Genomic DNA, 15,267 nt, shown 5'->3' with positions numbered 1-15,267 from the left:
AGCTTTATGAAAAGATATTATAAATTGGCGATGGTAATTGGGATAATTACTTTAGCAAGCTGCGAAGACGACTTAAACCTTACACCAGTAGGCGTCGTTACTCAAGAACAGGCTGATAATACGCCTACCTTGAACATTATTGAAAATCTTACAAGATCATCGTATGATTTGTTGTCCAATAGGTTGAACATACTTGGAAATTGGAACTGGACCGGCGGACTCGTTTTTCAAAATGATTATATCATGCAAGACATCGCGTCAGATGATATGGAAAAAAAGTGGAACCCTGACGGAGACCAACCGTGGATTGACGAAATAAATAATTTCACGTTTACATCAGAAAATGGAGGGCCAAACGGACTATGGAAATACAATTATGAAGCTATAAAAAGGCTGAACACAGTAATTGAGCACTTAAACAATCCAGATATTGAAACAATCACTGGAATTACTACGGTTAGAAAGAAACAACTTTTAGGAGAAACCTATTTCTTACGCTCGTATTATTATTTCTCTTTGGTAACAAACTATGGCGACGTACCATTAATCTTAAGACCAGTAAAAACATTTGAAGAAGCTTTTGAAGTGGCAGTTAGAGCTGACAAAGCAATTGTTTGGGAGCAAATTCAGGCTGATTTAACGCTGGCAAAAGATTTATTGCCAAATTCAAAATATTCTTCAGAGACAGAAAAATGGAGAGTTTCGAAGGGAGCTGTAATTGCATTATTGGCAAAGAGTCATTTGTATAATGAAAATTGGAGTGCCATTCCGCCATTGGTAGACGAGTTAGCTGGATTAGGCTTCAGCTTGAACGCCCATTATTTTGACAGTTTTAGAACTGAATTTACAGATAATGAAGTAATCTTTGCTTTTGATCATCAAACAAACGCTACTCCGAGGAGAGGAAACGGAATTTGCGCACCGCTTGGTTGGGGATTTTTTGCGCCAAGCACTGATTTCTTAAATGCCTTTGAACCAAATGACCCACGAAAATCGCTTACTGTAAATGTTGTCGATCAAAACATGAATAAGATGCTAGGTACATTAAATGGGGACAATAAAGGTAATGATGATGCTCCAAATAACAAAATTTATATTCGTTTTGCCGATGCGTTGCTTTGGAAAGCTGAAGCATTGCTTGAAACAAATGATTATGCAGGAGCAATCGAAATTATAAATCAAATTAGAAATAGAGCCAGAACTACACCAAGTGCAACCGGAGTTGTTCCGCCAGCTGGAACTTTGCCAGACAGGCCGACTTCAAGCGACCCAGCAACAATCAAAGGATGGTTAATTGCTGAAAGAAGAGTTGAACTTGGTTTTGAAAATCAAAGAATGCTTGACCTAAAAAGATGGGGAATTGCACAGCAAGTATTAACCGCTCACGGAAAAAACTTTCAACCTAAGCACATGCTTTATCCAATTCCACAATCAGAAATTGATGCTTCGGCCGGAACATTAACACAAAACGATTACTAAATTTTTAAAGAAGAGGTTGGCTCAGGGTTAGAGTTAGTTATTCTGGGTCAATCTTTGCTTTTACATAACAATACCACGAATATGAAAGACATCGCGAAACGCTTTGTAGAGAACCCATTGCTATCTCCCAACGATATTCCAGCCAGTACCGAAGGCTTGGAAATTACTTGTTTGCTAAATCCTGGCGTTTTTCAGTTTAAAGGAAAAACTTGGCTTATCGTAAGAGTTGCGGAGCGACCAAAGCAAAATGATGCTATTATTTCTTTCCCAATTCTTACGGAAACAGGAAGCATAGACATCATCGAAATCAAAAAAGACGACCCAGAATTAATTGCAACTGATGCAAGGGTAATCAATTATAAAGGAACCGATTATTTAACCACATTATCACATCTCAGATTATTATGCAGTGATGACGGAGTTAAATTTTATGAGCCAGAAGATTATCCTTCGTTAGTAGGTGAAGGTATTCTAGAAGCTTTCGGAATTGAAGATTGTCGTGTTGCTTTAATCGAAGGAAAATATTACCTGACGTTTACTTCTGTTTCAGATAATGGAGTGGGAGTGGGACTGCGAACTACAACCGATTGGAAGCATTTCGAAAAACACGGAATGATTTTTCCAGCTCATAATAAGGATTGTGCCATTTTCGAAGAAAAAATAAACGGACTTTTTTATGCCTTGCATCGACCGAGTAGCGTTGACATTGGTGGAAATTATATCTGGATTGCTTCTTCTCCTGACGGAATCCATTGGGGAAATCACCATTGTATCGTTAGAACCCGAAAAGGTTTGTGGGACAGCAAACGCGTTGGAGCTGGAGCAGCTCCTATAAAAACGGAAAAAGGCTGGTTGGAAATCTATCACGGAGCCAACGAAAATCACCAATACTGTTTAGGTGCTTTTTTATTGGATTTGAATGATCCGACAAAAGTTTTAGCAAGAACTGAAGAACCCATCATGGTTCCAACAGCGGAATATGAAACAAGCGGTTTCTTCGGAAATGTTGTGTTCACAAACGGCCATATCGTAGAGCCTGATGGAGATACCGTGACGATTTATTACGGTGCTTCGGATGAATTTGTTTGCGGTGCAAAATTTTCTATCAATGAAATAATTTCACTTTTAAAATAAAGCTAATGCTAAAAAAACTTACATTAGAATTTGACCATTTTAAAAGTCAGAGCCACAATTTTAAGATATTGGTTTTAACCAACCTGGTCTATGCGCTAGTGCAGCCAGTTATCGATATTTTTGTAGCGGCCTATATTATGCGAAATTCAGATGATACCTCAAAAGTTGTAATTTACCAATTGGCGATTTATACAGGAATTCCACTTACGTTTTTACTGAATGGATTACTTCTGAAATATTTCAACATAAGAAAATTATATTCCATAGGGATGATGCTCAGCGGTGTTTCGATGATTATAATGATGTCCTTGAAAAATTTGGATTTACTAGGAATTGGAGTGGCCGGAATTACTATGGGACTTTCCTTCGGGTTGTATTGGTCCAATAGGGATTACCTTGTGCTTTCGATTACAAACGACGATAATCGAAACTATTATTATGGATTGGAAACATTTTTCTACACCATCATTGCAATCGTAATTCCTGCAACAATCGGTTGGTTCATCCAGTCTAAAACAGGTGCCGACTCAAAGCATGGAGCTTACGAAGTAATAACAGGAATTGTATTTGTCATCACGATTTTCGCTTCAGTTGTATGTTTTAGAGGGAAATTTCAAAATCCAATTCAAAAAAAATACATATTCTTTAAATTTCATCCGCTTTGGAACAAATTATTGACCTTAGCGATGTTTAAAGGTTTGGCACAAGGTTTTCTCGTAACCGCTCCAGCGATGCTCATCTTTAAACTTTTAGGAGAAGAAGGAGCTTTAGGAAAAGCACAGTCCATCGGAGCTGTTCTTGCCGCAATCATTATTTATTTTATCGGTCGTTTTTCTAAACCAGAAGACAGAATCAAGACATTTTCAGCAGGACTTATTCTTTTTGCAATTGGAGCTTGTTTCAATGCCGCGTTGTTCAATGAAATGGGCGTAATTGTATTCTTATTACTTCTATTAATCGCAAAACCGTTGATGGATTTGGCTTATTACCCAATTCAATTAAGAGTCATTGATATCGTTTCTAAAATTGAAAAAAGAGGTGAATTCACTTATATTCTGAACCATGAAGCAGGATTATATTTAGGAAGACTTCTTGGAGCAGGAACATTTTTAGTACTGTATTTTGCCGTATCAGAAAATGTAGCCTTGCGTTACGCCGTTGGAATCATTGCCTTGTTGCAACTTTGCTCTATCTTCATAAGTAAGAAAATTATTGCCCAAGGAAATAAGTTAGCTCCAGAAGAAGAGGAGGAAATAAATCCAAAAGCATTGGAAGAAACGGCCAACAATATTACCTAAATTAAAATTAGCTACGAATGAATACTTATTTTAAAACGACAATAATTTGTTTTCTGCTCTTGAATTTGCCTGTAGAAGCTCAGGTAAAACAAAAGTCAATTCCACGAGTTGATTTAATGGCAGATGTACCAAAACCTTTCGGAATCATTGATTACAACAAATTGGCAAAAGATTTTGATGCTGTTGTTTATGATTTCGAAGCAAAAGGAGAATTCTGGCCATTGGTTTGGATTGATAAAAGTCACAAAAATTATCCTCAGGATGTGGTCGGATTGTATACAGCCATGGGAGATGTCCGTCAAGGCGAAGCCAATAAAGGAATGTTCCACGAATCATTGGCCACAATGGGTGCGACTTTAGGTGCGAGTTTGGTTGGAATTGACAAGACAAATCAAGACAATCGCAATTATGTTTCAATGCTGAAAAATTATTTCAATAGTGAAACAGGTTGGGACATCATGATGAACAATACATGTCCAGAAGTTGCCTTGCTAGGTGGCGGATATGGGCGTGATTGGTGGTATGATGTCTATCCGAATTTATTGTTTTATGCCGTATACGACTTGTATCCAAATGAACCAGGATTTGATGAAATAGCCCGAAAGATAGCCGATAAATTCTATGAAGCCGATGTTATTTTAAATGGAAATTACAATTATTCGTATTTCGATTACGCGAAAATGACACCGATGACAAACAACATTTGTGCTCAACCCGATGCCGCTGCAGGTCATGCTTGGATTCTGTATTCTGCCTATAAAAAATTTGGTGATGAAAAATATTTAAAAGGAGCACTTTCGGCACTTTCCGCTTTGGAAGCACAGCCGATAAATCCAACTTACGAGTTATTGATGCCGTTTGGTGCTTATCTATCAGCAAGAATTAATGCAGAAGAAGGAAAATCATACGACACTGCTAAAATGTTAGATTGGACCTTTGACGGAACTGCAATCTGCCGTGAAGGATGGGGATTTTTGGTAGGAAATTGGAATGGATATGATGTTTCGGGAACAGTAGGAAGTACGGTTCATAACGGAGGTTACGGATTTTTAATGAATACCTATGATGCCGCTTGGCCTTTGGTACCAATGGTTCGTTATGATCAATCGTATGCAAATGGTATCGGAAGATGGATGCTGAATGCCGCAAATGCTTCAAAATTCTTTTATCCAGAACACATGCCAGATGAGCACGAAACCATTCCTGAATTGGCAGATGCTGGTAAGAATGTGATTGCCTATGAAGGAATCATCAAAAAGTCACTTTATCCTGAAAATGAAAATATTCCAGCTCCGGTTGCTCAAGGCGATGGACCTCTCTGGGTTCCAGGAAAAAATCCAAAAGAGTCACAATTGAGTGTTTACGGAAGCGGACACGTAGGGATTTTTGGAAGCATCATTAAGAAAACCAATGTCGGGGGAATCCTGCAATTGGATTTATTAGCAACCGATTTCTTCAACGACAAAGCCTATCCTTCTTATTTGTATTACAATCCATACAACGAAAATAAGACGGTTACCGTAAGTGTCGAAAAAGGTAAAAAAGTCGATTTATACGACACGGTTTCGGGAAAATTCTTGGCGAAAAATGTTTCTTCTTCGTCCAAGATAAAATTGAACGGAAAAACTTCGGCAGTTATCGTGATGGTTCCAGCCAAAGGAAAAATTTCGCATTCAGGTTCTAAGATGCTCGTGAATGATATTGTAGTGGATTATAATATTCAACCTAAAAAATAAATATTCTGACTGGATTATTTAAAAATACTGCGGTTTCTTTCTTTCTCATTTTTAGTTTTATCGCAAAGGCACAAAATGCTGAAAATTCAAAAAAATGGTGGAAAGAAGCCGTTTTTTATCAAATCTACATGCCGAGTTATGCCGATAGCAATGGCGACGGTTATGGCGATTTTAAAGGCATCGCAAGCAAATTGGATTATCTACAGGATTTGGGAGTCAAAGGAATTTGGCTGACGCCTTTCTTGAAATCTCCAAAAGTAGACAACGGTTATGATGTAGCTGATTATTATGAAATTGACACAACTTATGGCAATAAGCAAGATTTTGATACTTTCTTAAAAGAAGCCCATAAAAGAGGCATCAAAGTCATTATGGATTTGGTTTTGAATCATACTTCCACCGATTCCAAATGGTTCCAAGAAGCAAAAAAATCCAAAGACAATCCGTATCGCGATTATTACATCTGGAAAGACAAGCCCAATAATTGGGAATCTTTTTTTGGTGGAACAGCATGGGAACTGGATGCTACAACCAATCAATATTACTATCATAAATTTGATGTCAGGATGGCCGACCTCAATTGGTCAAATCCAAAAATAGTGGATGAGGTTCAAAAGATACTTCAATTTTGGTTGGATGCTGGCGTGGATGGTTTTCGTCTCGATGTCATCAATTTTTTAACGACGGATGGAATTCTTGCCGATAATCCGATGAAAGATGGAAATCAACAACATTTATACGACATCGACCAATCGGGTGTGAAAGAGGCAATGAAGATGATTAAAGCTACTGTAAATGCTTATCCAAACCGTTTTATCGTTGGGGAAATTGGCAGTGATAAGATTGAAGTCTTAAAGCAATATCAATCGGAAGAATTGTTGGACGTTGTTTTTAATTTTAACTTTGGAAGTATCCCAACTTTTTCAGCCGAAAGAATTTTCAACGAATTGCAAAGCATGGAAAAAGAGATGAGCAATTATCCAACGCTTTTCTTCGGAAGCCACGACATGCCTCGAATGATGGATAGATTGGCGGATGGAAACCCCGAAAAAGCTTCCGCATTAGCAACGTTGATTTTTACGGCAAAAGGAGTTCCGTTTATTTATTATGGCGAAGAAATCGCGATGCACAATATCATTGCTAATAGTTTTGAAGAAATAGCTGATATTCAAGGAAAAACGCATTATCAATTAGCTTTACAAAAAGGAAAAACTCCTCAAGAAGCGTTATTGGAAGGAAATAAAAACAACCGCGATAAATCCCGAAGTCCGATGCAATGGAATGCAAACCAATTTGCAGGATTTTCAACTGAAAAATCGTGGATAAAAGTCAGTCCCGATTTTAAAGAAAATAATGTTGAAGTTTTAAAGAAGGATAAAAATTCGATATTTTACAAGTACAAAGAATTGATTGCTTTGCGAAATAAGGAGAAAGTTTTGCAATATGGCAAATACGATAGTTTGGAATATAAGGACAATCAAATCCTGTACACCAGAAGCTTCGAAGGTGAGCGTATTACGGTAATAATTAACTTTGGTAAGTCAACCCAAATTAAGCTTCCTAGAGGCAGTAAAATCTTATATGGAGAAGTGAATCTTCAAACGAACAACGCTGTTATCTACAAAAAATAGATACAGGTGCTTCACTCTCTCGAGTAATTATTGGAAAAAATGAACTTCAATAACATTCGTTTCAAGACCTAAAAATGTTCTTGCAAATAATTGAAAAGCCAACTAAAAAAACTTTTTTATATTTGTCCAATGCAACTATCCGTCGTCATCCTCAATTATAACGTCCGCCATTTTCTAGAGCAGTGTGTTTTGAGCGTTCAAAAAGCCACACAAAACTTCAACGCCGAGATAATTGTAGTTGACAATAATTCACCTGATGACAGTTGCCAGATGATGAAGGAACGGTTTCCAGACGTAATTCTTATCGAAAATAAAGAAAATGCTGGTTTCCCAAAAGGCAATAATATCGGTGTCAAAATTGCTAGCGGAAAATACATTTGTATCTTAAATCCAGATACGGTCGTTGCCAAAGATACTTTCGAAAAAGTCTTGGGATTTGCCAAAAAACAAGAAAATTTAGGAATCATTGGTTGCAAATTAATCGACGGAACCGGAAATTTTCTTCCAGAATCAAAACGTGGTATTCCAACTCCGTTTGTAGCTTTTACCAAAATATTCAGTCTTTACAAACTTTTTCCAAATATCAAATCTTTCGGGAAATATTATGCTTCGCATCTAAATGAAAACCAAACCGGAAAAGTTGAAATTTTGGTCGGTGCATTTATGATGATGAAAAAAGAAACTTATGATGAGGTTGGCGGTTTTGACGAAGATTGTTTTATGTATTCTGATGATATCGACTTATCCTATATGGTTTTGAAAACTGGTAAACAGAATTATTATTTCCACGAAACCACTGTCATACATTATAAAGGAGAAAGCACTATAAAAGACGGAACGTATATGAAACGTTTTCAGGAAGCAATGAATTTTTTCTACAAAAAACATTTCAAAACATCCGTATTTTTTTCTCTGTTTATGAAAATCGGAATCATTTTTTTCTCCTTCGTAAAGATGTTCCAAGGAAAAGCAAACCCTAAATCAAAACCCGAAAGTTATATTTTAGTGTCTGAAAATGACAATATAAAAGAAAAAATACAAGAAGCTCTTAAAAAAAATATAGAAATCACAACTTTAGAAAACCAAAAAGCATTATTTTCGCAAACGTTTTCGAAAAGCAAATTGACGGAAGTAATTTTAGACAACAATTATCTCACATTCAACGAAAGCATCGAGTTTTTTGAAACACAAAAAAATAAAAACATAACTTTTAAGATACTGCCAAGTGAATCTAATTTTATCATCGGAAGCAACAGCAGTAACGATAGAGGCGAAGTAATAAAATTTTAAACGTTTCATTTTAGATTTAAGAATTTTAGCAAAAACTTAATGATTCTTAATTTCTTATTGGTTTAAAATTACATTAAATTTGTGTTTTTAGTATATAAAATATAATCCTGTAAAATTATATAATTCATAGTATAACCTAAATATTATCACTAATTTTGCATCAAGAAAATAAAAATTCACCATTAGGTTAGCAATATGGCAAAATTTGAATTGAAACTTCCAAAGATGGGAGAAAGCGTTGCAGAAGCAACAATTACCAATTGGTTAAAAAAAGTAGGTGATCCGATTGAAGCGGATGAAGCGGTTCTTGAAATTGCTACTGATAAAGTAGATTCAGAAGTGCCTTCAGAAGTTTCGGGAGTTTTGTCTGAAATCCTTTTCAACGTTGATGATGTTGTAAAAGTTGGACAAACAATCGCTTATATCGAAGTTTCAGGCGGTGTGGTTGTAGAAGCGCCAAAAGAAGAAGCGCAAGCTGTTGCTGCAGTTGAAAAAACTGTTGAAACAGCAAAAGAAAACGTTTCTGTGCCGCAAGATTTCTCTACTTCAGAAAAATTCTTTTCGCCATTAGTAAAAAATATTGCTAAAGAAGAAGGTGTTTCTGTTTCAGAACTAGAAGCTATAAACGGTTCTGGAAAAGATGGAAGAGTTACAAAAGACGATATTTTAGGATATATTGCTGATAGAAAACAGCCAAAAGCGGAAGATCCAAAAGCACAACCTGTTGCGCAAACTAACACACCTGCACCTAAAACCCAATCACCTGCACCCGTATCCGTAAATGGTGGCGACGAAATTGTGGAAATGGACAGAATGCGTAAACTGATTTCTGGCTACATGGTCGCTTCAGTTCAAACTTCGGCTCACGTTCAGTCGTTCATTGAAGTCGATGTGACAAATATCGTGAAATGGAGAAATAAAGTAAAAGATGCTTTTGAAAAAAGAGAAGGAGAGAAATTGACTTTTACTCCAATTATGATGGAAGCCGTTGCGAAAGCATTAAAAGATTTCTCAGGAATGAACATTTCTGTTGACGGAGATTATATCATCAAACGAAAAAATATCAACCTTGGAATGGCGGCAGCTTTGCCAAACGGAAACTTAATTGTTCCGGTTATCAAAAACGCTGACCAATTAAATATCGTGGGAATGGCAAAAGCCGTTAACGATTTAGGAAACCGTGCAAAAGCAGGAAAACTAAAACCAGACGATACACAAGGCGGAACTTACACCGTTACAAACGTTGGAACTTTTGGAAGCGTTTTCGGAACTCCAATCATCAACCAGCCACAAGTCGGAATCCTTGCTCTTGGTGCCATCAGAAAAGTACCAGCGGTTATTGAAACTCCAGAAGGCGATTTCATCGGAATCCGTCAAAAAATGTTCCTTTCGCATTCTTACGACCACAGAGTTGTTGACGGCGCACTGGGCGGAAGCTTCGTGAAACGCGTTGCAGAATACCTCGAAGCGTTTGATGTAAACAGAGATTACTAAGAATAAATAATCATAATTTTAAAAACTCCCGAGAGTAATTTCGGGAGTTTTTTTGTTTTTGGTTCTTTTTATTATCTGAAATTTGGTATATTTAAGATAAAAAAGATGAGCTTGCTAAGAAAATTTCTGACTTACACTAACCTCCAATCTGAAATGGACGATTATGAAGTGATTCATCAATCAATCCAAAAAGATATAATTTTTAAAGGAACCAATCTGTGGATTTTAGTTTTTGCTATTTTCATCGCTTCGATTGGATTGAATATGAACTCCACTGCCGTAATCATTGGCGCGATGCTTATTTCACCATTAATGGGACCGATTAACGGGATGGGATATAGTATAGCAACTTACAATTTTGCGCTATTCAGAAAAGCACTAAAAAATTTCATCTTTGCTGTTATCGCAAGTTTATTTGCCTCGACATTGTATTTTTTGTTGAGTCCTTTATCAACGGCACATTCAGAGCTTTTGGCAAGGACAAGCCCAACAATTTACGACGTTTTAATAGCGCTTTTTGGTGGTTTGGCAGGAATTGTAGCCATCAGCAGTCGTCACAAAGGAAATGTAATTCCCGGTGTGGCCATTGCAACAGCCTTAATGCCACCACTTTGTACCGCCGGTTTCGGTTTGGCAAACGGCGATATGAGTTTCTTTTTAGGCGCATTTTATCTTTTTACCATCAACACCGTTTTCATCGGAATATCTTCAGTTTTGATTTCCAGATTTCTCAAATTTCCAATTACAAATTTAGTAGCAGAAGGTCAAAAAACCAAAGTCGTTCGATGGACGTCGTTCGTTATTGCAGTTACTTTGATACCAAGTATTTATTTTGGTTATGTACTTGTGCAAGCTGAAAAATTCACCGAAAACGCAAACAAATTCATTGCAGAAGTCAGTGTTTTTGAAGGAAGTTATCTGCTGAAAAATGAAGTCGATGCCAGAAATAAACAAATTAATTTGATCTACGGAGGAAGTGATCTGACCCAAGAAAATAAAAAAGAAATAACAAAACGGGCGTCAAGTTATTCGTTATCAGAGGCCAAATTAATTTTCAAGCAAGGTTTTTCATATAACGAAGGCAAAGAAAATGTCAATCAAATCGACAAGCTAAAAACCGAAGTAAACCGATTAAATTTAGCCTTAAAAGAAAAGCAAAAAACAGCTGACAGCATCATCTCAAAACCAATAATCGGGAAACAGCTTTTGAGCGAAATCAAAACACTTTTCCCAGAAATAAAATCGTGTTCTTACTCAGAAACCGTCGCTTTTCAAGACAGCACAAAAACCGACAATGTAAAAATCGTGGTAATGGAAACCACCAAAAAAGGACTGACAGCAGACTCCAGAAAAAGAATAAATGATTGGCTTAAAAAAAGATTAGAAACTGAAAAAGTAAAAACTTTCTTCGAATAAATTTTTATTAGAAGCCAAACTTCAGGCGTTTTTTAAATGAAATTCCCGCCGGCGCCACTCGCTTTTCCCGGCTTGATCAGCCGTGAAAGAGCTCAAACAAAGTCGCCATCGGGGCTATTTTCAAACTCTCAGGCTTCTTTTAAACTTTTACAAGATTGTCGCCAAAAATGACACAAAAAAAGCCAAACATTTCTGTTCAGCTTTATTGACGTCCATATTTCAAGATAGCATCCGTATTCAAAAATCCATTTTTATTTTAGCAGATTATTTAAGGTTGCAATAGACTCTGATGAAGATGGTCTTGGTGCATCTGGTTCGATAACTTTGCCGTCTTTTCCAATAATGATAAACCTTGGGATACCCACGATTTTAAAATGCTTTATCCATTGCGAGTTCCAACCGTCGTTCGCGAGAAGCTGAATTCCTTTAAAGTTGTTTGTTGTAGAAATCTTTTGCCATTTCGCTCGGTCTTTTGGTTCATCAATCGAAATACTTACGAATTGAACAGGCTTTCCTCTGAATTCTTCTTCCAGTTTTTTAAGATGCGGCAGCTCAATTTTGCAAGGCCCGCACCAAGTAGCCCAGACGTCGATATATAGGAAAGATCCTTTTAAAGAAGACAATTTTGTAGTTCCTCCGTTTAAGTTTTCAAAATTAATGTCTGGAGCAACAGCGTTTTTAAGTACAGCAAGATTATTTTCTTTCACTTTAAACTCTGCCAATTGTGCAATGATTTCTTCGTTTTCTCTTTCATACTCTGCAAGCATTAACGAGGGAAAATGTAGTTCATATTCCTCAGAAGAAAGTTGAATTTTTGCATCTTCCAGACGCTTTTTTAAAATGTCTTTTAATTTGGCTTCACTTGGTAAGTCATTCCGGAAATTCTCTTTTAACTTCTGATCCATTTTTTTCTTTCGAATTAAAAAAGCGTTTTCTTTATACCCGTTACCAGAAAAAGCGAGTGTTTCTGCAAATCGTTTTCCATCTGCTGTAATTTTTAGATCAAAACCTTTGGTTAAATAGAGCGTTGAAAATTCGGCACCATCAAAAAGTTGGTAAAAACCGGTGGGAGCTTCAAAATCTCCTTTGAAATTTCCTTTAGAGCCATGCAGCGTAATTTTAAAATCTTTATTGTGAATGACAAGAGAATCTGAATTGGAATTTTCGATGGAAGTGTTTAGTTGTACACCTTTTTGACATGATAAAGCGATAAATACAGCTACAATCATGATTGTAATTTTTTTCATAATATGGTTTTTTGCCTAAAACTTTTAGGAATTATTAGTTATAGGAAGCGAAACTACCGTAGAATTATGAGCGGTTGAATTTTAAATTACTGAATTGTTAGTTAAGTTGGATGAACTGTCGATACCGCTCCCAAATATTTTTTTTAATTAAAAAAGAATTGATTTTAAATCTTGGAATTTAGTAAATAGAAAACCCGTGGACCATGTGATTTTGAGGATTTTTTTAAAATCTGATAGGAGTGGCAGTCCCGAAATTTCGGGAGAACCTTCGTCTGTTATGATTATTTAAAAGATATTTGAAACAAAAAAGCCGAACATTTCTGTTCAGCTTTTGATTAGCGTCGGGGTGGCAGGATTCGAACCTGCGGCCTCCTGCTCCCAAAGCAGGCGCGATAACCGGGCTACGCTACACCCCGAAATTGTGAGTGCAAATATACTGCTTAATTTTAATTGTGCAACATAAATCTAGAAATAGGAGAATATTATTTTTGAATAGTTAAAAGTGATTTGTTTATGGCCGAAAATTTTTAAGAAAAACGTACTTTTGCACTTGTAAAAACAAACTTAGTAAACATTATGTCTGATACAATTGAAAAAGTAAAATGTTTGATCATAGGTTCTGGACCAGCGGGATATTCTGCAGCAATTTATGCAGCTCGCGCGGATATGAAACCTCTTTTATATACAGGAATGGAACCTGGTGGACAATTAACTACAACCACAGAAGTAGATAACTTTCCAGGATATCCAGAAGGAATTGACGGACCAACAATGATGGTTCAGTTACAGCAACAAGCAGAACGTTTTGGTACCGAAGTTAGAATTGGTTTGGCGACTTCTGTCGAATTTTCTAAAGAAAAAGGTGGCGTTCACAAAGTAATCGTGGACGGAAACAAAGAAATTCACGCGCAAACGGTGATCATTTCAACTGGTGCAACTGCAAAATATTTAGGATTACCAAGCGAACAAAAATTGCGCGGAGGCGGTGTTTCTGCATGTGCAGTTTGCGATGGTTTTTTCTATAAAAATCAAGATGTGGCAATCGTTGGAGCAGGAGATACTGCTGCTGAAGAAGCTACTTATCTTGCAAATATCTGCAAAAGCGTGACGATGCTTGTTCGTAAAGATGCGATGAGAGCTTCAAAAGCGATGCAGCACCGTGTGGCAAATACACCAAATTTAACAGTGCTTTATAACACAGAAGTTGACGAAGTTATTGGCGACCAAGTGGTGGAAGGTTTGAGAATGGTAAACAACGAAACCAACGAAAAATCTGAAATTGCAATTACAGGATTGTTTATTGCGATTGGCCACAAACCAAACACCGATATTTTCAAAGGTCAATTAGACATGGACGAAACCGGTTATTTGATCACCGCTGGAAAATCTACAAAAACAAATCTTCCTGGGGTTTTTGCTGCGGGAGATGTTCAAGATAAAGAATACCGTCAAGCGATTACTGCTGCGGGAACGGGTTGTATGGCCGCTCTTGATGCTGAACGTTATTTGGCAACTTTAGAATAATTTATTTCTTTTCAGAAATTTGATAAAAAAATCCCGAATGAAAATTCGGGATTTTTTTATTTTATTTTGTTGGCTTTTTCATGATGACTGCGCTGTCAGTAAACCTTTTTATTTCTATTTTTTGATCTCCAAAAAGTTGCAATTCTGATTTTGCTGAAACATCTAATGTTGCTTTTTCTGTGACTAAAATACTTCCGGTGGCGTAAGCTTCTGTGATAATTTCTGCGGTTTTTGCACTTAAATTCTTTCCGGTGAAATTTGAGTTGTTGTCAAGTCGTAATTTTAAGTCAACGATATCGCCTTCAATAACCGCAGTCGATTTTTGATACATGTCAAATTTCATGGTTTCTGAAGAAATCAGCGCTTTCATGCTTGCACTTTTGCTTAATTCTACCGCAGCAGATTCTGATTTTACGTTCAATTCAACTTTTGACTTGTCATTTGCGAAGATTGAAAAAACTCTAGATTTTACATTTAAAAATAATTTGGTATAATCATAAGTTTTAAAGGTAATGTTATCTAAATCAATGTCAGAAAGCGCATTTATAGTCACATCGTTTTTTGCAGTTACCAATTTCAAATCGCTTGTGTACGTAATTTTTACGCTAAGTTTTTTGTAAGTCGTAGCATTTTTTGTGGTGGAAAGATGCAAAGTTCCTGCATTTATTGATGATTCGATGATTTCATGTAAGTTTTCATCGGCTTCGATTTCTAAGGCGTTGTTGTCGCCTTTTACCAAAAAAACTTCGATGTTGTCTGATACTTCAAGGTTTTCGAACGATTTTATTTCTCTTGGAGCAATGGTTACGGTTTTCGTTCCTTTGATTTTTTCTTTGCTTTGAGCGAAAGAAATAGAACTAATTAAAAGTAGGGCAAATAGTATTGTTCTTTTCATTTTGTGTTTGGTTTTCCTCACAAATATATTGAAAGTTTTGTTTCAAAGTTTTTTTAGGAAGAAAGTTTCAAAGTTTCAAAGTTTTCAAAGTTTTCAAAGCTCGTAAAGTTTATCGGCGAAAAT

Annotated in this window: 11 protein-coding genes and 1 tRNA gene; 9 read left to right on the top strand and 3 right to left on the bottom strand. The window is 36.5% G+C overall.

Features of this window, described 5'->3' with window-relative positions; translation table 11 throughout:
* Positions 1-6: 6 nt before the first annotated feature.
* From ACFPVY_RS15090 to ACFPVY_RS15055, 8 genes are all read left to right on the top strand, one after another.
* Positions 7-1,479, top strand: coding sequence for a RagB/SusD family nutrient uptake outer membrane protein (locus ACFPVY_RS15090; protein WP_379792958.1), 1,473 nt, complete (start codon positions 7-9; stop codon positions 1,477-1,479).
* A gap of 81 nt (positions 1,480-1,560) precedes the next feature.
* Positions 1,561-2,613: a glycoside hydrolase family 130 protein gene (locus ACFPVY_RS15085; RefSeq protein ID WP_379792957.1), complete on the top strand. Its 1,053-nt coding sequence runs from the start codon at positions 1,561-1,563 to the stop codon at positions 2,611-2,613.
* 5 nt (positions 2,614-2,618) lie between these two features.
* Positions 2,619-3,911, top strand: a complete 1,293-nt coding sequence (locus ACFPVY_RS15080; RefSeq protein ID WP_379792956.1) for an MFS transporter — start codon at positions 2,619-2,621, stop codon at positions 3,909-3,911.
* Positions 3,912-3,928: 17 nt separating this feature from the next.
* Positions 3,929-5,647 (top strand): hypothetical protein, encoded by a 1,719-nt coding sequence (locus ACFPVY_RS15075; protein WP_379792955.1) that lies wholly within the window; start codon positions 3,929-3,931, stop codon positions 5,645-5,647.
* Between the two features lie 128 nt (positions 5,648-5,775).
* Positions 5,776-7,278, top strand: coding sequence for an alpha-glucosidase (locus ACFPVY_RS15070; protein WP_379792954.1), 1,503 nt, complete (start codon positions 5,776-5,778; stop codon positions 7,276-7,278).
* A gap of 129 nt (positions 7,279-7,407) precedes the next feature.
* Complete coding sequence (locus tag ACFPVY_RS15065; protein WP_379792953.1) at positions 7,408-8,568, top strand: glycosyltransferase family 2 protein; 1,161 nt, start codon at positions 7,408-7,410, stop codon at positions 8,566-8,568.
* Between the two features lie 195 nt (positions 8,569-8,763).
* Positions 8,764-10,062 (top strand): dihydrolipoamide acetyltransferase family protein, encoded by a 1,299-nt coding sequence (locus ACFPVY_RS15060; RefSeq protein WP_379792952.1) that lies wholly within the window; start codon positions 8,764-8,766, stop codon positions 10,060-10,062.
* 105 nt (positions 10,063-10,167) lie between these two features.
* Positions 10,168-11,478, top strand: a complete 1,311-nt coding sequence (locus ACFPVY_RS15055; protein ID WP_379792951.1) for a DUF389 domain-containing protein — start codon at positions 10,168-10,170, stop codon at positions 11,476-11,478.
* 251 nt (positions 11,479-11,729) lie between these two features.
* On the opposite strand, the gene ACFPVY_RS15050 is transcribed toward ACFPVY_RS15055, so the two are convergent.
* The gene (locus ACFPVY_RS15050) at positions 11,730-12,725 is read right to left on the bottom strand and encodes a TlpA family protein disulfide reductase (protein ID WP_379792950.1); all 996 of its coding nucleotides are present in this window, start codon (positions 12,723-12,725) and stop codon (positions 11,730-11,732) included.
* Between the two features lie 341 nt (positions 12,726-13,066).
* Positions 13,067-13,141: transfer RNA gene (locus ACFPVY_RS15045), tRNA-Pro, on the bottom strand.
* Between the two features lie 160 nt (positions 13,142-13,301).
* Between ACFPVY_RS15045 and trxB the strand changes: the two genes are divergently transcribed.
* Positions 13,302-14,249 carry a thioredoxin-disulfide reductase gene (gene trxB, locus ACFPVY_RS15040; RefSeq protein WP_379792949.1) on the top strand — a complete coding sequence of 316 codons (948 nt, stop codon included), beginning with the start codon at positions 13,302-13,304 and terminating at the stop codon, positions 14,247-14,249.
* A 61-nt stretch (positions 14,250-14,310) separates the two neighbouring features.
* Here trxB and ACFPVY_RS15035 read toward each other — a convergent pair whose 3' ends face one another.
* The gene (locus tag ACFPVY_RS15035; RefSeq protein ID WP_379792948.1) at positions 14,311-15,144 is read right to left on the bottom strand and encodes a GIN domain-containing protein; all 834 of its coding nucleotides are present in this window, start codon (positions 15,142-15,144) and stop codon (positions 14,311-14,313) included.
* Positions 15,145-15,267 lie beyond the last annotated feature (123 nt).

The sequence above is a fragment of the Flavobacterium qiangtangense genome (assembly GCF_042658345.1).
GTDB lineage: Bacteria > Bacteroidota > Bacteroidia > Flavobacteriales > Flavobacteriaceae > Flavobacterium > Flavobacterium qiangtangense.
Note: the sequence above shows the minus strand (reverse complement) of the source record. Positions and strands in the feature narration are given on the sequence as shown.